This window comes from Ornithinibacillus contaminans (assembly GCF_001038425.2).
Taxonomy (GTDB): domain Bacteria; phylum Bacillota; class Bacilli; order Bacillales; family Amphibacillaceae; genus Ornithinibacillus; species Ornithinibacillus contaminans.
In genome coordinates this window covers 43,884-64,396 of record NZ_LDPV02000052.1, presented here as the reverse complement: position 1 = coordinate 64,396, position 20,513 = coordinate 43,884, and the positions used below count along the sequence as shown (strand labels likewise).

Genomic DNA, 20,513 nt, shown 5'->3' with positions numbered 1-20,513 from the left:
CATGTTAACACCATTTCTTAGGTTTTTTCCACTGCTGTGCTCCAAGTCCTGCGCTTGGTGCACCGTATCCTAAGCCTGGGTCCATTGCTCCTGCTACTTGTGTTGGAGTTCCACCCCAACCACCTAAACCAGTTCCTGCACCTGCTACCGCGCCTGGATCAAATGCTCCTGCCACTTGGCCAGGTGCAGCACCAGGACCCATTCCATAGCCAGGCACACCAGCTCCTAAGCCCGGATCGAATGCCCCTGCTACTTGACCAGGTGCAGCTGGCACATTAAACGCTCCACCAAACTCATCAACGCTGTTAACCGTATTTTGTACGGAGGTAGAGTGTGGATAAACGTGTTGGTTCTTAATTAAGTGATGGTTTACAACAGTAGTGTGAGATGGATGAATATGTTGAACGGTTTCTTCTGAGCATTGGTGTACGACATTTTCTTGAGTAGGATGCACAACTTGATTGGTTGGGCATCCGCAATTCATTCTACGATGTCTCATTTACAATCCCCTTTCTTGTGATAAGTTCACTATTAACCTATGATTACTGGCAAATCCTTGCATCAGACAGTAACCTATTTTCAGGAAATTAGCTGATAATTTACTAGCACACCGAACCATATCACCAAAAAAAGTGATAGCAACTGATTCAGTTACTATCACTTTTTCTTAATAATGGGCAAGTAGTCCTTTTTGCATGGCAAATCGTTCACAACGCAAGAATATAATTAAACCAAGCCCAAAGTAAAATACAGCATTAAATACCAATATCAATATATCCCCTATAGGAAATTGACTAATCGATACACCATTTATCATCACATCTCGAACCATATCAATTCCTTTAACAAATGGGAAAAATGCTAAGAATGGTGCAACACTTAATGGAACAAACGTTAATCCAGCTAAGAGAAATTGTAGTATCTGTAAAAATGCCTGAATTTGCTTCAAAATCATTGTGAATCCAGCAATAATCATACCCAGGCCAAACATACTAATAAGCGTCAAGATTAAAATGGGCAGAATAGATAGTACATCAACATTCAACCATTGTCCTGCCGTTAACATACTTAAGTAAAGTAAGGCAATGATGATAATAAATTCAATGATCGTTGTCGAAATTAATCGCGACATCATTATTTTCCATATTCCGATTGGGGACATACCTAATTGCTCCAGTGTCCCTTGTGTTGCTTCATTTGTAATTTGCCAACCGATATCATTCACGACTAACATTGCCAAGAACCAAAAGATATAATTTACAATCACGTATTGAATATTCGTATCCTGTGAACTCGGATCACCAATTAATGAAATACCGGCAAACATTCCTAAGAACAGCACATAAAACGTAATAATCATTGCAATTGTATTCGGCATGTACCGCTTCAACAATAGATATTCCCTGCGGATATTGGCATTAAGCACGTTCAGAAAGCGCATATTTTTCGCCTCCTTTTACAATCTTCATAAAGACCTGCTCAAAGTTAATCGTTTTACGATCAATGGTATCGACCGGGATTTGTTCTAATTTAAGCACATCAAACAAATCGTAAATCGCCTCACTTTGAATCAATTCAACCTCTAGTGTCGATTGAAATGTATCAGGAATATATACAAGATCAGGGAACTTTTGCAAAAGAAGCTCATGTTGTTCTTCACTCAAATGCCCTCCAAGCTTAACCGAATATGCCCGAACATCAAATAGCTTCAATAGGTTTTCCACTCGATCATTCGTAATGACCGTACCATCATTAATAATAACCGTACGTTCACATAAATCTTGGATGACATCCATATCATGCGAGGTAATGATAATCGTCTTCTTTTGTTCTGTAACAATAGAACGTAGAAGTTCACGAACCTCATACCCTGTCTCCACATCAATGCCTAGTGTCGGTTCATCCAATAGAATCACTTCACTACCTGCAAGCATCGCAACCGCAATCGCAAGCTTTTGTTGCATCCCGCGTGACAGCCGATTAACCAGTTCATTTTCTTTATCCTTTAATTGAAACTGTTTTAATAGCTCGTTAATCTTTGGTGCAACCACTTTTCGTGACATCCCACGGTTCCCTGCAAAATACTCCAAATTTTCCCGGACTGTAAGACGCCAGTAGAGGTTTCGATTACCTTCCAAAACAGCACTTATATGTTCCCTAGCCTGGAGCCGTTTTTTCTGATTATCAATTCCGTTAATGGTAATCGTTCCACTATCTGGAACCACTAAACCACAAATCATTTTAATCGTTGTCGTCTTCCCCGCACCATTCGGGCCTAATAAGCCAATGATTTCTCCCCTATTCACTGTAAATGAAATATCATCCACCGCTGTTATGTACTCCTTTGTTTTACGTTTCTTGTAGGACTTCTTCAGATTTCGTACCTCAACAATAGCCTGCGACATTTACCTCAACCCCTTTTGTATGTGATAAGTCTAGTTTAAAAAAGTTTGAATAATCATACTACGGACCTTGGGTTGAAAATGTTTCAGACTTAAGACGGAGATCATTTCCAGACTTAAAAGCGAATACTAAAGGATTTGAATTTATGTAATCCTGTCCCGTGACGAACTACATCCTTCATCCGTAAATTGTAAACGGCCTCTTGAACCTCAAAAAATATACCTGGATCTATGCCTAACGTATTATGGGAACCATATATTTTTTCTACTTGTAGATAGGAAATTCTCTCCAAAGAGTTTAACAGCTCCACTGGATCTGTCGTCGGGTAAAAAGCATAGATTGGGGTGTCCAGGTACAGTAAATCACCCGTAAATAAATACTCTCGATCATTATCCAAAATACTAACATGTCCAGGAGAATGTCCTGGTGTATGAAAAATAGTTAGCAATCGATCACCTAAATCAATCAACTCACCATCAGATAATATCGCTGTCGGCTTCCCTTTATATGGCGTATAAGTAGCCGAATTAAATTCCTTAGGAGTTGGTTTCGTTATATCTCGACCAATATCATATCGAATTTGCTCAATCGGTAGTCCTTTTATTCCATTCTCCAGCCAATCCGCCTCTGCCTGATGAACGAGGATAGTGTCATACAAACCATGTCCACCAATGTGATCAGCATGTACATGTGTCGTGATCACAACAATAGGCAAATTAGTTAGCTGATCAGTAATCCGCTTAATATTAGCAATACCGAATCCAGTATCAATTAATGCAGCCCGCTCTGTTCCAATTAACAAAAAGGAGTGCACCTTCTCCCAGTGTCCATATTCACTAATTGCAAAAGTAGTCGCATCAATTTCTTCCACGGTAAACCACGGATCATTTAATAGTTTCAATCGTATCTCTCCCTGTTGTTACTAGTATAATTTTCATATTAGGTAAAACTAACAACAATAGCAACTAATTGCCGAACACCGTGTGCAATATCGGTTATGAAGTGTGGGTGGCACGGGCTCATTTCTGAACGACCACTTAGTCAAAATAGTCTTGAGACCCTATTCCGAGCTAATCGAAAAGACAGCCAAATAGACTGTCTTTTGCATTTCCCTTATAACCCGTGATGGGGATTGTTCTTTTGCCTTGAATGATTCTTATTCTTTACTTTTTTCGAACCATCCAATCCCTCGCCATATGGCATTTCTGGTCCAGTAGGAAGATTCGGTTGCTTTTGTTGCTTCGGTCCCTTTGGTCTTCCAGCCATTTAATTTCCTCCTTTCAAGCTATACTCTTAGTTTTGGGTGGGACGATAATTTTATTCATAGGTTTGAATGTTAGAGAGTAGCTGATTAAACCAACGCTACTTTTTCTGCCAATTCCCACACTACCAATACAAAAAAGGTAGTAAACTATCGAGTTGATAGCTTACTACCTCATGATAAGCGGAAGATTTCCCTTTACCTACTTTTTAGGTCAACGCAGCCAAAACCGCAATCAGCAAGATAATTGGAGTAAATATCACAAACCAGACGAATAACAAAACTAATGCTGCAATCATCCACTTTCACCTCCCATAGAATTTCTATGAGATCTCACAATATAAATTATGCAATGTAATCTACTAAGATTGGACGAAACCACACCCACAGTGAAAAATGGTTATATTCAGTAGGATTAATAGCCATAGGTATACTAGATTTGACCCATTTTTCTAGTAGGCAAGCATATATTTTGCTAGAACGTAGTCATCCACACGGACCAATTAACAACTCCAGCGTAAGCATGTATAGTAAGTAATCATCAAAAAGGTGGTGAATATGATGAAACGAAGACCGTACAAACAAACTGCTGCGGGAAAGTATAAGCAATTGCGGGATGAACGTTCCATCCTTGCGTTGAACGTCCAACCTATTCCGACTACAGAGCCACTAGTCACAGCCGTTGCAATAGCAGACGAAGCTAGCCCCGAACCCCCTTCTCCACCAATATCACCACAGAATTTGAGCTCCATCGAGCAACTAAAAACAGAATGGAAGCTTGCTAATTTAGATTCGAAATTATTGGATACTATCCTGGGAATCAGTCAGTTGGTGCGATCGGATGCGGGAAGGACATGGATTCAACAAATATGGAAAAAGACAACACCACTACTTCAAAAAATCCCCTTAAAAGGAGTGATAAATGTAATGGCCAAAGATAAAAACATGAATGATTTACTCAAAAATTTAACAGGTCAAGTGGATACATCTGAATTACTACAGAACATGATGAATGACCCTGCTATGCAACAAAAAGCGATGGATATGATGAAGGAGGTAATGAGTGACGAAAAGAAGCTTGCTGAGATGACTGATATGCTATCAAAGGCACTAAAGAAAGACAACTAGTATAATGTCTACTAGTTATTCTATTTATTTTTCTATCAACATTTCAAGTATTAATGAAAACATACTAGCAAGCACTACCTCCTTTCATATGCTATTACTAGAAAGGAGGTTTGCTGATGCTTGATCAAATTCAATCGAAAGTAAACGAAACGATTCAAACTGTGCAAAATCGATTTAACGAAAGAGCCGATAGTTTACGCACAAAAATTCAGGAGTCTCAAGCCAAAAACGAAGCAACAAATGAACTTCTAAAAAATATAGTCAATCGTATTCGGAATTCCTAATGGAATAGCACCAATCCTTCTAATGCTATACCTACTGCTCCACCACGAAAACACCTCCAAGCCACTAGCCTGGAGGTGTTTTTCATATCCTATTATTTATTTAGTAAATGCATCTGTTAATGCTGTTACAATTTGCTTCTTACGAGAAACAACACCTTTTAATAAAGCACGGTTAGACGAATCTAATGAAACACCGAATGCCTCGGCAACTTTTGCTATTCCAGTACCGCGCGCTAATACCTCTGAATCATTATTTAAAATATCTGTTACTGCGAATAAGAATAAATCTAAGCCTTTTTCACTAACAGCTTTATCCATTGCCGCCTCAAGCTCTGCTTGTAGTTCATACACCTTAGCAGCATCGACTGTATTTACTTGAGCGATTTCTACTTTCGCTTCGCCCATGGCAAATTCCTTCGCATCCATCGTAATTAACTCTTGTGCCGTTTTATCACTCAGGTCTGCTCCAGCTTTTAACATTTCCAAACCATATACCTCTAGGTCCACGCCAGCAATTCTAGCTAATTCATGGGCTGCATCCACATCTTCCTGTGTGCATGTTGGTGATTTTAATAATAAAGAATCCGAGACAATCGCTGATACTAATAATCCTGCGATTTCTTTGGTAACCTCTACCCCATTTTCTTTATAAAGCTTATTCAAGATAGTAGCCGTACAGCCAACTGGCTCTGCGCGGAAATAGAGTGGCTCCTTCGTTTCAAAATTGGAAACTCGGTGATGGTCAATAACCTCTGTAATACGAACGTCTTTTATATTGCTAACACTTTGTTGGAATTCATTATGGTCAACCAAAATAACATTAGCTACATCTTCAGGCACTGCTTCAATTAATGTTGGTGCTGCTACATTAAAGTAGTCCAGTGCATATTGTGTCTCTTTATTAACGTCACCAAGTCTTGCAGCCTCTGCTTGAACCCCTAATTTGTTCTTTAAATTTGCATACGCTAACGCTGAACAGATTGTATCTGTATCAGGATTTTTATGACCGAATACAAGCGTTTTTTCCATCTTCATTCTCCTTTTATATGTATAGCTTTCATGTACACGTTTTATTCAGTTACAAGATTACCATAAATTATGACAGGATTGAATAAATTTACACAGAATCAAGTGTGAAATTTTACAATTACTAGGTTTATTTTTATAGTTGTAGTAGAGATTAAATTAGTTGAAAAGGATTTGGAATATGAAACGCTATCTAATTGTCGGTGCTGGTATACTTGGAGCAACGACTGCTTATAGACTTGCCAAAGCTGGAGCAGAGGTACTCATCGTGGATCGTGCTGAAGTCGGACAAGCGACAGATGCTGCGGCAGGTGTAATTTGTCCATGGCTATCTCAGAGAAGGAATAAAGCTTGGTACACCTTAGCGAAAAGTGGCGCTCGAATGTATCCTGCTTTAGTAGAAGAGCTAATTCAAGATGGTGAAACCGAAACTGGTTATGCAAAAGTAGGAGCACTTAGTCTACATACAGATGAAAAGAAATTGCTTCAAATGAAGGAAAGAGCGCTTAAGCGGCGGGAAGACGCTCCCGAAATTGGTGAGGTAACCCTGCTTAATCCAGAGCAAACGAGAGCATTATTCCCACTAGTTGACCAGAACTATTCATCGATTCATATTAGTGGTGCTGCAAGAGTGGATGGCCGTGTGTTCCGAAATGCGCTATTACATGCTGCGCAACAATATGGGGCTACCCTTCTTACCGGCGATGCTACCGTCCACCATAAAGGGTCACAGGTAAAAGGTGTTTTTGTAGATGGTACTTGTTATGAAGCAGATATGGTAATCGCTACTTGTGGAGCTTGGATGAACGACTTTCTCCTTCCACTTGGCGTTCATTTTCAAGCAACAAGTCAAAAAGGGCAAATTCTTCACCTAGCTTTATCAGCACAGGATACAAAGAACTGGCCAGTTCTAATGCCACCAACGAGTCAATCCATTGTGCCATTTGATCAGCGATTAGTCATTGGTGCAACACATGAGAATGATACTGGATTTGACCTACGGGTAACGGCTGGTGGAGTTCATGATATTCTATCAAAAGCCATTCAGGTACTGCCTTCCATTGCCAACAGTACAGTGGAAGAAGCTAGAGTTGGATTTCGCCCATTTACACCAGGATTTCTTCCGGTTATCGGAGGTATCCCGAATATACAGGGACTCCTCCTCGCAAATGGACTCGGATCCTCTGGGCTGACAACTGGTCCATATCTCGGGACACAGCTTGCAAAACTAGCATTAGGAGAAGAATACGAAATAAACTTAGCTGATTATGCTGTAGAGGGCGCCATTAATTAATCATATTCGCAACACGTAATAGGAAGTGAAATGAAAGGGGTTTGGGAATGAAAGGAAAAATGACTGTATTTATCATTATTTTATTTACCATTGCAGCAATGATTCTAGCTTGGTTCTTACTTCGCGATGTTGTCGAAAACCATGGAGTCGAACTAAAATCTGAAGGTATTCCTAATAGCCAATTAAAATAAAACAGAACAAAAGCGTCTTTCCTATACAAGAAAGGCGCTTTAACTCTTTTACACGCTAATAAAATATTGATTTCCTCCTGCCTTCTTTGCCTCATAAAGGGCTTGGTCGGCATTTTTAAAAAGTGATTCATATGTATTCGATTGATTTTCAGCAGTTGCCGTAATTCCAATACTAGTCGTCGTTATAAATTCTGCATTATCCACCCGCCACGGAACTTGAACCGCTTCAATAATTTCCTCAGCAACAGAAACTACGTCATCCATACTCTCACGTTCCTTCAGTAATAACACAAATTCGTCGCCTCCGAGTCGAGCTAATGTATCGGAATGACGAATCTTCTTTCCTACTCGAAGCGAGAATTCAGAAATGGCTTTATCACCAACATCGTGACCAAATGTATCATTAATTGTCTTAAAGTGATCCAGATCCATAATAATAACGGCGAAATTTTCTCCTGTGGTTTCATATGCGTCAAGCGCTTCTTTTAATTGGATATTGAAGTATCTTCGGTTAGGTAGACCCGTTAAGGAATCATGGTAGGCAAAATATTTTAGTTTATCCTCATAATTTTTTCGCATTGAAATATCACGAGAAAGCACTACCATTTGTTTAAACTCCTGCCGGTAATTATATACTGGGGAGCCTTTCAATTCAGACCAAATCCATCCCATCGTTTGATGCTTTTGTCTAAATTGTGCCACCCATGGTTTACCATGCTGGATAGACTGTTCAAACGAATTTAATAAGGACGCAATATCTTCTGGGTGTACATTATAATAAAAATCCTTGCCTATGTATTCTTCTGCTTCAAAGTTAAGAACGTCACGATAGGATGGGGATACATACGTAATTTTCCCTTCGTGGTCTAGCATGGTGATTAAATCGCCTGAGTACTGCGCAATGATTTCAAACTTATTTTCGCTTTCCGTGTATTTATTTTGAATTTTAATTTGCTCGGTCATATCCTTACAAATAGCATATATACCAACCGTCTGATCATTTACAATAATTGGCGTAAACTTTACTATCAGTTCAATTGTCTTTCCGCTTTTATTGTTCATACGCAAGCGGAATTCTTCCAAAATACCATTAATAGCAACTTCAAAATACTTGGTTGCACTTTCAACGTCCTCTTCCACAACTAAAGAAGTATAATGCACCCCAATTAGCTCCTGATTCGTATAGCCAGTAATTAACTCTAGTGAACGATTACCGGTCACTATCTTGCCATCTTCATCAATAGCAATTACACCATCTAGGTTATAATCAAAAAGAGATTGATAGCGCTCTTTTCCCTCGATTAACATCTCACGAGCTCGCATTGCTTCTTGCTCCGCTAGTTTTCTTTCCGTAATATCCTTAACCACAGCCACGACATGTGTACAGTGATTCTCTTCATCAAGTAATGGTGTCAGAACATTTTCCCCGTACCGTGTTTCACCGAGCGGAGACGGATAAAGGTCCTCATACACGACACAACCCTTTGTTAAAACAGCTTCTTGATACTTCTGGTATAGGAAGTTTGCCTTCTGGTCATCTAGTGATTCGTGTAACGTTTTTCCAATGATATCAGTCGTTAATCCAGCATATTTTTGCACAGCAAGATTAATAAAATGATAGACAAATTGTCCCTCACTCGTCACTTCCATAATATAGATCATATCTTGAATTCCATTTAAAAGGACATTATTTAAAAATTGTTCCTTTAATTTCATCATCTAAACTCACACTCGATCTCTTAATTAGCTATCCTATTAACATTTTCACCATTATTACAATGTTCTTAAAATATTTAATATAGATAAAAATACTAAAATACTACTAGAAAAACAATAGGTCTTTATACCTATAATTTTGCAAAAATCAGCTATGGATTTAATTATATACGTAACCATTTCCAACACGAAATGATAGTGTTTAGGTAAAATTATCCAACACCACCACTTTAGCTCCTATAGATAACATAATCATACCCACGTCGTTTCGCTTCATAGAGTGCTTCATCAGCTGCTTTAACTAGCTCGTCTAATTGAATAGCATGCTCAGGATAACAAGCAATACCAATACTGACCCCAAATTCTATCATATGCTGATGAAAGGTTAACGGTTCTTTGAAGGCATCCAGAATTCTGGTGGCAATCGCTTTAATCATAGTAGAATTTACAGCAGGTAAAATAATTGCTAGTTCGTCGCCACCTATTCTGGCAACAATGTCAGAGTCACGTACAGCAGCTTGAATTCGTATGGCCATCTCCTTTATCACAGCATCTCCTGCATCATGACCATACGTATCATTGATTGTTTTAAAGCCATAACCATCCAATAGCATCAAACCAACATTTTCATGGACAAGTGCCGCTTTATCTAGAGCAAGCTCTAAACTTTTATCAAATTCTCTTCGATTTGCTAAGCCGGTAAGATAATCATGATAGGCCATCCGTTCAAGCTTTTCTTCCTGCCTTTTAAATTCCGTAATATCCTTCGCAATGCCAAATACCCCTGCAATTTCACCACCGACCGCAAACGGAATGTTCGTAATTAATAAAATCATATTCAAGTGATTCTTATTCCTAAATTTCAATTCATAACTCACTGCCAGGCGTTCTTTCAGACATAATTCAAATTGCTCCACAGCTTTTTCTACTTCTTGTTCTAATAGGATAGTTTTAAACGACTTGCCTATCAATTCTTCTGAAGAATAGCCTGAGAGACTCTCAGCAGCTGCATTACAGCTAATATAGTCACCTTCTAAACTTAATAAGTAAATGGCGTCTGGATGATTAAGAAATAACGACTTATATTGTTCCTTTTGATAGTTTAAGGCAATTTGCTGATCCTGGAGGGACTGCTTCATTACTTTTAGCTCTCGATAATGGCGCCATTTCTCTGTAACATCACGGATAATCCCAACAACATAGTTGCACTTTCCGTTTGCAGCTATAATCGGATTTAGTGATATTTCTCCTATATAATCCACATCATCCTTCGTAAATTTTTGTTCAAACTTTAATGGTTTTTTTCTTGTAACAACCTGGCGAGAATGTTCCGCAAGCTTTGTAGCGAGAGAACGTTCTAAGGCAGCTTCAATTGACTTGCCACGGATTTGTTCCACATCCGCATTTAAGACAGAAGCAGCTGACTGATTAATAAACACATAATGAAAAGAAGTTCCCCTCACTTCTAAGACAATGACGAGATCCTTAACCGAATCCATAATATATTTAAATCCTTCTATCGTACCAAAGCTTTCAAAGAATCTTTCCATGATGAAACAACCCTTCAGAAAAATTTCCTTTTCATTAATTTCTGATTATAAAAAAATGACTCACTTATCAAATAATACTTTTTATATTAAGAATACTTATGGTAAACTACAAAGTAACAAGTAGTTATTTCGACAAATTTTGACAGGTGAATCTATATGACGAAATCTAGTTTGAAAAAAATACCAATAGCCGTTTGGATCATAAGCATGCTCACCATAGCTATTTCCATTTATTTGGAAACCAATACACAGATCGATTCTGAAGGTCTGTATTGGACTGTGAATATTTTTCTCGTGGCGTTATTTTCCTACTATGGGGGTATTTATGGTGGAATCCTTCTCATCTTACTTCTTAGTGGGATCTATGCTGGAATGCTTACCATTTCCACACCAAATGTGCTGGTCGTAACGGACCTTTCACCATATGCTATTGGTTTATTTATAGCGCTAGCTCTTGGAACATTAGGTTGGAAAATTAAAGCCAATGAAGTTCAATTGAGAAAGGTATTCGAAAATAACGATGTTACGTTTTGGACTTGGGATAATGAAACGGAGGAACATTCCTTCTCGGAAGGTTATGCCAAACTCTATGGTGTCTCCAGTGAACAGTTTAAGGAAAATCCCACGCTCTGGCTAGATGCTGTTCACCCAGACGATAAAGAAATAGTATTACAAGCAATCGAACAGCAACAGGCTGGTAAAAAAACATCTATCTCCTATCGATATTTCCATGCAAACGGAGAAATACGATGGATACAGGACCGCGCAACACCATACATTGATAGACATGGTGTCGTTACACGTGTCGATGGAGTTTCCTTTGATATAACCGACCAAAAAAAGGTTGAGCAACGCATGAATCAATTGATCCATTACGATTCATTGACCGGACTAACGAATCGAAAATGGTTCCAAAATTATTTAGAAACCGCGCTAATTTCAGCGAATAAATTCGGTCGGCCACTTGCAGTGATGTTTATTGACTTCGATAACTTCAAACGAATAAACGATACCTTAGGCCATAGTGCTGGGGATCAGTTATTAATTCGCATTGCTAACAGACTGAAATCAATACTACGAGACAGTGATATTGTATCACGGCAAAGTGGAGATGAATTTTTAATCCTAGTAGAAAGCCGTGACGTTCAGGAAGTAGAAGCATTAGCGAAAAAAATCATTGTAGAAATGAATGATCCTTATACCATTAATGGAATGGAAATTATTTCTACACCAAGTATTGGGATAAGCCTAAATATTGAGTGGAATGATGATGCCGAGACCTTAATTAAAAAAGCCGACTTTGCTATGTTTTTAGCAAAGGATATCGGAAAAAATAATTATCAGTTCTATAATGAAGAACTAAATAAAAAAATGAAACGACGTATGATTTTAGAAACTTATTTACACAAAGCCATTGATCACAATGAGCTAACCGTTCATTATCAACCACAATTTGATATAGCTTCTTACCGAATAACAGGTGCAGAGGCATTATTACGGTGGGAATGTGCGATGGGAAAAATCAAGCCAGATGAATTCATTCCAATTGCAGAGGATACTGGTCTAATTATTCCAATTGGGGAATGGGTATTAAGGCAGGCATGTCGAGATATTAAACGATTCCAAGATAAAGGGCTGAATTCGTTTCCGATTTCTGTTAATATCTCCACTAGACAGCTTATGGCGCCCAACTTTGTCGATCGCATTCGGACCATTATAACGGAGGAAGCAGTAGAGCCTAATCTTCTTACACTGGAGATCACGGAAAGCGCCTTTTTATACTATGAAGATGCTAAAGAAAACATTTTAGAACTGCGTAATTTAGGGGTGGGTGTGTCCCTTGATGATTTTGGAATTGGCTATTCGTCACTAAGTATGATTCGAAATATTGAAATTGATGAATTGAAGATTGATCGCTCATTCCTACATGACTCATTAAAAAACACCCGAGTACGCTCCTTGCTAGAAGCAATCATTCAAATCGGTAAAAAGATGAATACAAAAGTAGTTGTAGAAGGAATTGAAACACGGGAACAAATTGAATTACTTTCCACTCATGATGTTTATGGACAAGGCTATTTTTATAGCAAACCAATTGCCGTAGACGAATTTGAAGCCTGGTGTTTAGTAGCGAAAAATAAACAGGAAAACATGAGATAAAAGAAGCGAAAATCATTATTTTTCCGCTTCTTTTTCATTTTTCTTCCCTACTTTTTCTTCCCAAGATTTCACATCATCATCTTCTATTATTCCGAGCACAACATCTGCTATTTCTGGTTCGCGTAGTAAATGATCGGTTAGCTTAAATTTAATATCGTCGGCTTCTGCTAATGAAAGTCCTTTCTTTAACTCCACCGTTACTTCCACATGATACAATCTTCCTTCTTGTAAAACACGCATCTTATAGATATCAATTACCATTTCATCAGCTAAGAGCTGCTTACCAATTTTGTTTTCGACATCTGCAGGAGCTGCAACTCCAATCAGACCAACCATATTATCATAACCAACTCGAAAAGCAACAAACAACATGAACAGACCGATAATGATGGAAATAACTCCATCTGCCTGTACGATATCAAAATACTGCGCCAAAACAATTCCAACTATTGCTAAAACCGCACTCAACGTAGCTACTAGATCTTCATAAAATACTAACCGAGTCGCAGGAGAAGCTTTTGACGCTCCTTTAAAGGCTGTCACAAATAAGTTTTCACCGGTTTTAAGATTTGCTTCCGATTTTATTTCTTTCATCGCTTTAATTAAAATAAAACCATCAACTAGAAAGGACACAACCAAAATGCTAACGTTTAGTAAAAAATTGCTTGCCTCACTAGGATGCTGAATTAAATGCCAGCCTTCTTTAATCGTTTCATATGCCATTACCGTGACAACAATGACTGCCACCATACAAAAGATATTAATAACCCGGCCAAACCCAACAGGAAAACGTTTCGACGGCTTCATTTCTGATAAGACACTGCCGAAGAAGACAAAGCTTTGGTTAACCGCATCTGCAAATGAATGCATAGCAGATGCAAACATTGTTCCACTACCACTAATGCCTGCCGCTATTGCTTTAATAATTGCAATAAACGCATTCCCCAATGCGGCGACCCCTGATGACGTATTCCCTTTTTTCACCAGTTGAAGAAAACCCATAACCATTCCCCCCATAATAGTAATTCTTTGTATAACTTTCCCATTAACGAACAAGTTCATGTACAAATTAAAAGCAGGAGCGATATCACTTATTTATACGTACTTTTCTTTTGAAAAAACACACGCTATTGCTAATAAATGACTCGAATACAAAGCCTCCCGAGCGCACAACGTAAAAGCAAAGGGAGGGATTAAGCTGGTAAAAAAAATCATAACAACCATTATACTTTTCATCCTGTTAGTGGGATGTTCGATACAAGAGAATAACCAGGGGCAAATATCGCCTCAAACAGAAAAGAACGAGTTAGAAATAAATTCTTCCACCAATACAGGCAATCAAACCGCACCACCAATCGATCAGGGCAATGTCAAAAATCTCACCACCAATAACACAACACCCCCAACCACGGAAGAAATTAAGTCAGAACAAGTACCACGAGATAGTACAAGGGTAAAAAACAGTATCGAGAAAAAACCACCAAAACGTGAAAAGATCGATGTCAAAGGATTATATTTGAATCGCACCTCGATTCGAGAAGAAAACATCCAACGTTATATCGATATCGTAAAGAACACCAAGCTTAACGCAGTTGTGATTGACATTAAAGATGATTACGGGAAACTCACCTATGATTCCAATGTGACGTTAGCGAATCAAATAGGATCAGACAGCAATCCAGCAACTAAGGACTTAAAGAAATTAATCCAACGTTTAAAAGCGGAAGGAATTTATACCATTGCACGTATTGTCGTCTTTAAAGATCCTTATTTAGCTGCACATCAAGATGACGTAGCGATTAAGCGAAAGGATGGAACCGTATGGCAGGACGCCGCTGGCATGAAGTGGGTTGACCCTTATCAAAAGAAAGTGTGGAACTATATAACGGCTATTGCACAAGAAGCAGCAGCTAACGGTTTTGATGAAATCCAGTATGACTATATCCGCTTCCCAGAGAATGCCAAGCAGGTCGATAAACAAGTAGCCTTTGCTAATCCAACGAATGTATCCAAAGCTGAAAATATTTTAGCTTTTCTCCAATCTTCAAAAAAGAAATTAAATGATTATCCAGTTTATGTTTCTGCTGACGTATTCGGACTCACTACAACCGCTACAGATGATATGGGGATTGGTCAAATTTGGGAAAATATAGCACCAAATGTAGATTATATATCACCAATGACTTATCCTTCTCATTACGCAAAAGGCACTTACGGAATAAGTAATCCTGATGATTTCCCATATGATATTATGTTCCGAGCTGCACAGGACGCCAAGCAACGCAATCAAAACCTCAAGGAAGCAGGACAAACACCGGCAATAATCCGACCTTGGATTCAGGATTTCGATTATCTTCGTAATTACACTGCAACAGACGTTAAAAACCAAATCAAAGCATTAGAAGAACAAGGAATTACGCAATATCTTATTTGGAATGCAGCTAACAGCTATACGGTTGAAGCGTTCAAATAAGCGTACCGCTGAAATTCAGCGGTATACATACCCCTTATCCCCGCACCATTTTCTTTACGCGTAACTCACTTATGAACGTCGACCCCAAAATACACACCCCACCAATCATTTGCAGTATACTCATACTTTCCTGTAAAAGGATCGTAGCCATAATAACCGCAGAGATAGGATCAAGGTAACTTAGAATACCAATGGTTTGTCCACTTATTTTTTTCATCGAAGCGAAATACAATAAATACGCAAGCCCTGTATGAACAATTCCCACTACAACAAGTAAACCGATTGATTGTATCCCTAAATCCGCAATGTTCATGTCCTCAGTAAATAATACGTATGGTAACAATATAATAGAAGCAACGACTAATTGGATAACCGTCGTTTCAAAGTCAGAAAGTACTTGCATGAATTTATTCATCATAATAACACTGGCATACAGCACTGCTGCTAACAGCCCATAAATAATGCCCACAGAATGGTTATATGTGTCACTGCTAATACCATTTTCCGGTTGTATAACTAAAAACAAACCAATCATTGCAATAGCAATGCTTACACCTTTTTTCCAAGTCCAGCGCTCCTTCAACATGATAGGAGCCAAGATCATCACAAACACTGGCGCAAAATAATAACTCAATGTTGCATTTGATATCGTTGTATGCTGATATGACTCAAACAAAAAAATCCAATTAAACCCTAACGCCGAACCGGAGAAAATTAGTAGAAAAAGATTCCGCTTAGAGATTCTAAGTTTTATCTTCTGCTTCAGTATAAAACTTGCCCCAATTAAAAAAACACCTCCGATTAACCCACGAAATAGCGCAATTTCACTGGAAGACAAATCAATATTTCGCACAAACAAACCAATACTTCCAAATATAAGCATTACCAATACAAATGTAGTCTTTGCCTTCAACAACTACTCCCCCTGTTTAAACGATGCCATACTTAAGTTTTTTCTATTATCTCATAACTACGCAGTACAAGCTGAATAATATACATTTCATACGTAATGTATAATGTCTTGATTAAATCGTAAGCTAATGAAAATGAGGTGATTTCCATGGATAATAATGACCAAAATTCATATACCATTGCTGGCACAAATATAGAGGAAGTAAAACAGAAAAATGCTGCATCCGGTCTATCGTATAACGAGGCTAAAGCATTACTTGCTAAAACTACTGGAGGACATGGTACCGCTATATATAGTGACACAGATCCCGAGGTAGTCAGAAGGCAACTACAAAAAACAACGAACCCAAATGAGGGTGGATAACCATGCCAGAAAAGGACTTTGAGCAGATTTACAATAATTACCGAAAAAATCAAAGTGAGCAACAAGAAAATTCAAGTAAGGAATCGTCAGATGGACAAGAAGAAATTGTCGCTGTTCGAAAAAATGATGACGGTGATATCATTGCTTTTAAGACAAATACTGGTCGTGAACTGGATTATATAACAGCGTTAGAGGAGGCTAAGTCCGGAAGTCTTTTTCATATTGACGTATTCCATAAGTATGGGCGGGATATTATACGGAGTGAACCAGATGGCATAAAAGAGAATAATTTAGATAATCTGCCTGATTTTTAATTTGAAAAATCGCAATCGCTTGTCTTCCAGCGATTACGCAAGCATTTCTTATGCCAGAGCGAAAGATTGTTATATTTTACTATCGGCTAAATTAGCCTCCTAATCAAGGAGGCTATAATTAACTGCAAAACTTATACATTTCTCCAAACAGTAGCATATTTCTTTTTATACTTAGGATCTTCTTCTTCCTCAATTAATTGGAGTGCTCCTGTTTTTATGCTCTCATCGTCAATTTGATCATATAATTTTCGCAATCCCACTAGGATATCATGGCGAATGAGCGTATAATTCTTTTCATTTATACAACTCCTATATCGATCAGCCAAATGAATTAACAATAACTCCTTTTGCTCGGGACCTGCAAGTCCAATTTTCCAAATCGATTGAATAGTATGCCTTGCCGTTACAAACTTCTTATCATAAGTCACCTGCCAAATTGCATTAAAGTCCTTTAAGATGCGTTTTTCATGATCACTTTTGGCAAGTCCACAAAGAAATTGCGCTGCTCTAGCGCGTTCATGGTTATCGGAATGGGTAAGATTTTCTACTAATTGCTCCCATACGTCATAAGCCCAATCAACCGGTTTGTCGATTGCTTCCATAATGGACTGAAATGACTCGTATTGCTTCTGTTTATCTTCAGCATGTAAATTATCAAAATAGCTCTGAATGATAGTATCCAACTGATCCACCCTTTTTTATTGATATCGTTACTACTTATCATAGCAGAAAAAACAGCAGAAAGTCTCATTCTGCTGTTTTTCGTAATTCGTGTTTTTCCACTATATATTATAAGCATCTATGCAGTACTCTCATCCTTATGCATTAAACTTGTTTTGGTTTCAATAAAATACTGCACGCCATACAGTAGAAATGCTTTATAGTAGAGGTAAAGGAAAAATTGGATATTACTTAAACGATTTAACCTAACGATTCTAAGTTTCTTTAGAATCTTGATTAAAAAGAAGGCAAAAAGCCCATCCGATATTGCGTTAAGTAACAAAAACTTTTTAAAGTTACCATAGGAGTATTTCAATATCCACATAGACAACGGCATATAAGGGCCGACAGTAAACGGAAGCTCATTTCTCATAAAAGCCTTATTTCCATCATAGAACTTCCACCACTTACGCTTATGACCAAATATGTGATTGATAATTTCAAATAGAATTATAAACAATCCCGATAGATAGTACCGCTTAACATTTCGCTTTCCAAGAAACAATACCGTCAGCCAAGGAACAATTAATAACACTAGGTTGAATAGGAAGTGCCTTTTGGATACCATCACCAATTTCTCCTTAATTATCTATATCATTTAATTTTAAGATATCCATGTTGACGATTACTATTCGATTTATTTATGATATCAGTAAAAAACTTGATAACATCATAGAACTACTTGAAGAGAAATAATAGGAGGTACATACATGCGATCTACCGATGTAATGATGGAGTTAATTTTAACAGTAGCTGAAAAAGATGAACGAGTTCGTGCTGTTGGGTTGAACGGCTCAAGAACGAACCCGAACGTCCCAAAGGACAGATTTCAAGACTTTGATATTGTCTACCTAGTCTCCGAAATGGATTCGTTTCTACGTGACCCAACGTGGATAGATGTTTTCGGGGAGCGTATTATTTTGCAAACACCAGAGGACATGGCCATGTTTCCACCAGAGCTCGGAAAACGGTTTTCTTACTTAATGCTGTTTACCGATGGAAATCGGATCGACCTAATGCTTATTCCCCTCGAGGAAAAAGATATCTATTGTAAGGAGGATAAACTGACCATTATATTGATGGATAAAGATAACAGCCTTCCCCTCGTCCCACCTCCGACTGATCGAGATTACTGGGTGAGCCGTCCATCAGCTGACTATTTCGCAGATTGCTGTAATGAGTTCTGGTGGGTTTCGACGTATGTGGCAAAAGGGCTTTGGCGGAAAGAATTTCTTTATGCTACTGATCATCTTAACCTGTATGTTCGGCCAATGCTAATCAAAATGCTAGAATGGCAGGTTGGTATTCAAACGAATTTTTCCCTCAGCATTGGAAAAAACGGTAAATACTTAGATCAATTTCTTCCAGAAATAACTTGGAAAAGGCTACTGATGACCTATCCAACAGGTAGCTATGAAAGTGTTTGGGCGGCATTATTTGGCATGTGCGAATTGTTCCGGGACACCGCAAAAAGCGTAGCGAAAAGTCTCGGTTATTCATATAACACACAGGATGATCAACGAGTATCGAGTTATTTGAAGGCGGTTGAGTCCTCAATAAAGGAATTATAAAAAGTAGCAAGCAAGCTGAAGAGGGATGAACTCAGCTTGCTATTCGTTATATGATTCCATTAATCACCGTAAACCTCTGTCCTCGTGTGAAATCCATCGGCAATGATTGTTTGATCAATATTATGTTGATTTACTTCAATTGGTGCGAGCAAAACAGACGGAACTTCAATTTTTCCATTGTTAATCTTATTATCTGTATCGATTGTTTCTCCACTCGCAAGCTTAACTGCAAGCTCTGCTGCTCTCTGGGCAAGCGCACGAATTGGCTTGTAGGCTGTCATTGTTTGGGTACCTTTGACAATACGTTGAGCAGCAGCAAGATCGGCATCTTGACCAGCAACTGGAATTCCCGCTAATCCTTTTTCAGCTAATGCCCTTATTGCTCCACCTGCCGTTGCATCATTAGCAGCAATTACTGCATCTACTTGATTATCATTCGCTTCCAGTGCTGCAAGCATATTTTTATAAGCATTATCGGGATTCCAATCCTCTGTCCATTGATCATAGACGACCGTTATCTCTCCACGATCAATTGACGGCTTAAGGACATGGAATACACCTTTTTTGACGAGAATAGCATTGTTATCAGTAACTGGTCCACCTATGTATACATAATTGCCTGTTGGGACAAGTTGTTTGATCGCTTCTGCCTGTAATTCCCCGACCATCTCATTATCAAATGATACATATAAATCAATATTGGCATTTTTAATGATACGATCATAGGACAATACTTTGATTCCTGCAAGATGAGCTTTTTCCACAATTGCAGCAGCAGTCTCCGTGTTATACGGTACAACAACCAACAAATCAATACCACTACTTATTAAGGTTTCTGCTTGTGAAATTTGTACTGATGCATTTTCATTAGCAACCATAATTTCTACTTCGGCACCTAATGCTTCCAGTTCTTCTTTAAACAGCTCTCTATCCTTTAACCAGCGTTCCTCTTCTAATGTATCCATGGAAAAACCAATTTTGATTGTATCATCCGCTGAATCGTTAGGATTATTGCCTTTATCCATCACTGGCTCCAGCGCTTCAGTAGACTCTGCCACCTCGGTATCATGTTCACAAGCTGTTAGAATTACCAGGAAAAGCACCAAACCTAACCAGATTACAACATACCGTTGCGTCATCATCCTC

At 38.4% G+C, this 20,513-nt stretch carries 22 protein-coding genes; 9 read left to right on the top strand and 13 right to left on the bottom strand.

Annotated elements, in window-relative coordinates; translation table 11 throughout:
- Positions 1 to 4: 4 nt before the first annotated feature.
- From JF53_RS15400 to JF53_RS15380, 5 genes are all read right to left on the bottom strand, one after another.
- Positions 5 to 499 carry a spore coat protein gene (locus JF53_RS15400; RefSeq protein ID WP_047979780.1) on the bottom strand — a complete coding sequence of 165 codons (495 nt, stop codon included), beginning with the start codon at positions 497 to 499 and terminating at the stop codon, positions 5 to 7.
- A 168-nt stretch (positions 500 to 667) separates the two neighbouring features.
- Positions 668 to 1,441, bottom strand: coding sequence for an ABC transporter (locus tag JF53_RS15395; protein WP_047979779.1), 774 nt, complete (start codon positions 1,439 to 1,441; stop codon positions 668 to 670).
- Entirely contained in the window at positions 1,419 to 2,405 is a 987-nt protein-coding gene (locus JF53_RS15390) for an ABC transporter ATP-binding protein (RefSeq protein ID WP_047979778.1), read from the bottom strand. Before JF53_RS15390 ends, JF53_RS15395 begins: the two co-directional genes overlap by 23 nt.
- A 113-nt stretch (positions 2,406 to 2,518) precedes the next feature.
- Positions 2,519 to 3,304 (bottom strand): MBL fold metallo-hydrolase, encoded by a 786-nt coding sequence (locus JF53_RS15385; protein ID WP_201777918.1) that lies wholly within the window; start codon positions 3,302 to 3,304, stop codon positions 2,519 to 2,521.
- A 212-nt stretch (positions 3,305 to 3,516) separates the two neighbouring features.
- Complete coding sequence (locus JF53_RS15380) at positions 3,517 to 3,669, bottom strand: small acid-soluble spore protein P (protein WP_047979776.1); 153 nt, start codon at positions 3,667 to 3,669, stop codon at positions 3,517 to 3,519.
- Between the two features lie 553 nt (positions 3,670 to 4,222).
- Here JF53_RS15380 and JF53_RS15375 point away from each other — a divergent pair.
- Together JF53_RS15375 and JF53_RS17585 are read left to right on the top strand one after the other, a co-directional pair.
- A complete protein-coding gene (locus tag JF53_RS15375; protein ID WP_157052543.1) occupies positions 4,223 to 4,792 on the top strand; it encodes a hypothetical protein in 570 nt (189 codons plus the stop codon).
- A gap of 116 nt (positions 4,793 to 4,908) precedes the next feature.
- Entirely contained in the window at positions 4,909 to 5,076 is a 168-nt protein-coding gene (locus JF53_RS17585) for a hypothetical protein (protein WP_157052542.1), read from the top strand.
- Positions 5,077 to 5,172: 96 nt separating this feature from the next.
- Here JF53_RS17585 and JF53_RS15370 read toward each other — a convergent pair whose 3' ends face one another.
- Positions 5,173 to 6,105, bottom strand: a complete 933-nt coding sequence (locus tag JF53_RS15370) for a manganese-dependent inorganic pyrophosphatase (protein ID WP_047979774.1) — start codon at positions 6,103 to 6,105, stop codon at positions 5,173 to 5,175.
- Between the two features lie 169 nt (positions 6,106 to 6,274).
- Between JF53_RS15370 and JF53_RS15365 the strand changes: the two genes are divergently transcribed.
- Both JF53_RS15365 and JF53_RS17580 read left to right on the top strand, forming a co-directional pair.
- A complete protein-coding gene (locus JF53_RS15365) occupies positions 6,275 to 7,396 on the top strand; it encodes an NAD(P)/FAD-dependent oxidoreductase (RefSeq protein WP_201777919.1) in 1,122 nt (373 codons plus the stop codon).
- A gap of 47 nt (positions 7,397 to 7,443) precedes the next feature.
- Entirely contained in the window at positions 7,444 to 7,587 is a 144-nt protein-coding gene (locus JF53_RS17580; protein WP_157052541.1) for a hypothetical protein, read from the top strand.
- A gap of 48 nt (positions 7,588 to 7,635) precedes the next feature.
- Here the strand turns inward: JF53_RS17580 and JF53_RS15360 are convergent, their stop codons facing one another.
- Both JF53_RS15360 and JF53_RS15355 read right to left on the bottom strand, forming a co-directional pair.
- Positions 7,636 to 9,306 (bottom strand): diguanylate cyclase domain-containing protein, encoded by a 1,671-nt coding sequence (locus JF53_RS15360; protein WP_047979772.1) that lies wholly within the window; start codon positions 9,304 to 9,306, stop codon positions 7,636 to 7,638.
- A gap of 227 nt (positions 9,307 to 9,533) precedes the next feature.
- A complete protein-coding gene (locus JF53_RS15355) occupies positions 9,534 to 10,853 on the bottom strand; it encodes a sensor domain-containing protein (protein WP_047979771.1) in 1,320 nt (439 codons plus the stop codon).
- Between the two features lie 156 nt (positions 10,854 to 11,009).
- Here JF53_RS15355 and JF53_RS15350 point away from each other — a divergent pair, with 156 nt between their 5' ends.
- Positions 11,010 to 13,013, top strand: coding sequence for a sensor domain-containing protein (locus JF53_RS15350; protein ID WP_047979770.1), 2,004 nt, complete (start codon positions 11,010 to 11,012; stop codon positions 13,011 to 13,013).
- Between the two features lie 15 nt (positions 13,014 to 13,028).
- Here JF53_RS15350 and JF53_RS15345 read toward each other — a convergent pair whose 3' ends face one another.
- A complete protein-coding gene (locus tag JF53_RS15345; protein WP_047979769.1) occupies positions 13,029 to 14,015 on the bottom strand; it encodes a cation diffusion facilitator family transporter in 987 nt (328 codons plus the stop codon).
- A 241-nt stretch (positions 14,016 to 14,256) separates the two neighbouring features.
- Between JF53_RS15345 and JF53_RS15340 the strand changes: the two genes are divergently transcribed.
- A complete protein-coding gene (locus JF53_RS15340; protein WP_162200789.1) occupies positions 14,257 to 15,486 on the top strand; it encodes a putative glycoside hydrolase in 1,230 nt (409 codons plus the stop codon).
- A gap of 34 nt (positions 15,487 to 15,520) precedes the next feature.
- Here JF53_RS15340 and JF53_RS15335 read toward each other — a convergent pair whose 3' ends face one another.
- Positions 15,521 to 16,399: a DMT family transporter gene (locus JF53_RS15335; RefSeq protein WP_047979768.1), complete on the bottom strand. Its 879-nt coding sequence runs from the start codon at positions 16,397 to 16,399 to the stop codon at positions 15,521 to 15,523.
- Between the two features lie 147 nt (positions 16,400 to 16,546).
- On the opposite strand from JF53_RS15335, the gene JF53_RS15330 reads away from it, so the two are divergent.
- Together JF53_RS15330 and JF53_RS15325 are read left to right on the top strand one after the other, a co-directional pair.
- Positions 16,547 to 16,762 (top strand): hypothetical protein, encoded by a 216-nt coding sequence (locus JF53_RS15330; protein ID WP_047979767.1) that lies wholly within the window; start codon positions 16,547 to 16,549, stop codon positions 16,760 to 16,762.
- A 2-nt stretch (positions 16,763 to 16,764) separates the two neighbouring features.
- Entirely contained in the window at positions 16,765 to 17,076 is a 312-nt protein-coding gene (locus tag JF53_RS15325) for a DUF3892 domain-containing protein (protein ID WP_047979766.1), read from the top strand.
- A gap of 131 nt (positions 17,077 to 17,207) precedes the next feature.
- On the opposite strand, the gene JF53_RS15320 is transcribed toward JF53_RS15325, so the two are convergent.
- Positions 17,208 to 17,759 (bottom strand): hypothetical protein, encoded by a 552-nt coding sequence (locus JF53_RS15320; RefSeq protein WP_047979765.1) that lies wholly within the window; start codon positions 17,757 to 17,759, stop codon positions 17,208 to 17,210.
- 116 nt (positions 17,760 to 17,875) lie between these two features.
- Entirely contained in the window at positions 17,876 to 18,364 is a 489-nt protein-coding gene (locus JF53_RS15315; protein ID WP_047979764.1) for a hypothetical protein, read from the bottom strand.
- Between the two features lie 142 nt (positions 18,365 to 18,506).
- On the opposite strand from JF53_RS15315, the gene JF53_RS15310 reads away from it, so the two are divergent.
- A complete protein-coding gene (locus tag JF53_RS15310) occupies positions 18,507 to 19,367 on the top strand; it encodes an aminoglycoside 6-adenylyltransferase (RefSeq protein WP_047979763.1) in 861 nt (286 codons plus the stop codon).
- A 59-nt stretch (positions 19,368 to 19,426) separates the two neighbouring features.
- Here JF53_RS15310 and JF53_RS15305 read toward each other — a convergent pair whose 3' ends face one another.
- On the bottom strand, positions 19,427 to 20,509 hold the full coding sequence (locus tag JF53_RS15305; protein ID WP_407944465.1) for a D-xylose ABC transporter substrate-binding protein: 1,083 nt from the start codon (positions 20,507 to 20,509) through the stop codon (positions 19,427 to 19,429).
- Positions 20,510 to 20,513 lie beyond the last annotated feature (4 nt).

Excerpts from the sequence above, each read along its gene's own strand:
- JF53_RS15400 (WP_047979780.1), bottom strand. The coding sequence starts at position 499 with ATGAGACATCGTAGAATGAATTGCGGATGCCCAACCAATCAAGTTGTG.
- JF53_RS15395 (WP_047979779.1), bottom strand. The coding sequence starts at position 1,441 with ATGCGCTTTCTGAACGTGCTTAATGCCAATATCCGCAGGGAATATCTA.
- JF53_RS15390 (WP_047979778.1), bottom strand. The coding sequence starts at position 2,405 with ATGTCGCAGGCTATTGTTGAGGTACGAAATCTGAAGAAGTCCTACAAG.
- JF53_RS15380 (WP_047979776.1), bottom strand. The coding sequence starts at position 3,669 with ATGGCTGGAAGACCAAAGGGACCGAAGCAACAAAAGCAACCGAATCTT.
- JF53_RS15375 (WP_157052543.1), top strand. The coding sequence starts at position 4,223 with ATGATGAAACGAAGACCGTACAAACAAACTGCTGCGGGAAAGTATAAG.
- JF53_RS17585 (WP_157052542.1), top strand. The coding sequence starts at position 4,909 with ATGCTTGATCAAATTCAATCGAAAGTAAACGAAACGATTCAAACTGTG.
- JF53_RS15370 (WP_047979774.1), bottom strand. The coding sequence starts at position 6,105 with ATGGAAAAAACGCTTGTATTCGGTCATAAAAATCCTGATACAGATACA.
- JF53_RS17580 (WP_157052541.1), top strand. The coding sequence starts at position 7,444 with ATGAAAGGAAAAATGACTGTATTTATCATTATTTTATTTACCATTGCA.
- JF53_RS15360 (WP_047979772.1), bottom strand. The coding sequence starts at position 9,306 with ATGATGAAATTAAAGGAACAATTTTTAAATAATGTCCTTTTAAATGGA.
- JF53_RS15355 (WP_047979771.1), bottom strand. The coding sequence starts at position 10,853 with ATGGAAAGATTCTTTGAAAGCTTTGGTACGATAGAAGGATTTAAATAT.
- JF53_RS15350 (WP_047979770.1), top strand. The coding sequence starts at position 11,010 with ATGACGAAATCTAGTTTGAAAAAAATACCAATAGCCGTTTGGATCATA.
- JF53_RS15345 (WP_047979769.1), bottom strand. The coding sequence starts at position 14,015 with ATGGGTTTTCTTCAACTGGTGAAAAAAGGGAATACGTCATCAGGGGTC.
- JF53_RS15330 (WP_047979767.1), top strand. The coding sequence starts at position 16,547 with ATGGATAATAATGACCAAAATTCATATACCATTGCTGGCACAAATATA.
- JF53_RS15325 (WP_047979766.1), top strand. The coding sequence starts at position 16,765 with ATGCCAGAAAAGGACTTTGAGCAGATTTACAATAATTACCGAAAAAAT.
- JF53_RS15315 (WP_047979764.1), bottom strand. The coding sequence starts at position 18,364 with ATGGTATCCAAAAGGCACTTCCTATTCAACCTAGTGTTATTAATTGTT.
- JF53_RS15310 (WP_047979763.1), top strand. The coding sequence starts at position 18,507 with ATGCGATCTACCGATGTAATGATGGAGTTAATTTTAACAGTAGCTGAA.
- JF53_RS15305 (WP_407944465.1), bottom strand. The coding sequence starts at position 20,509 with ATGATGACGCAACGGTATGTTGTAATCTGGTTAGGTTTGGTGCTTTTC.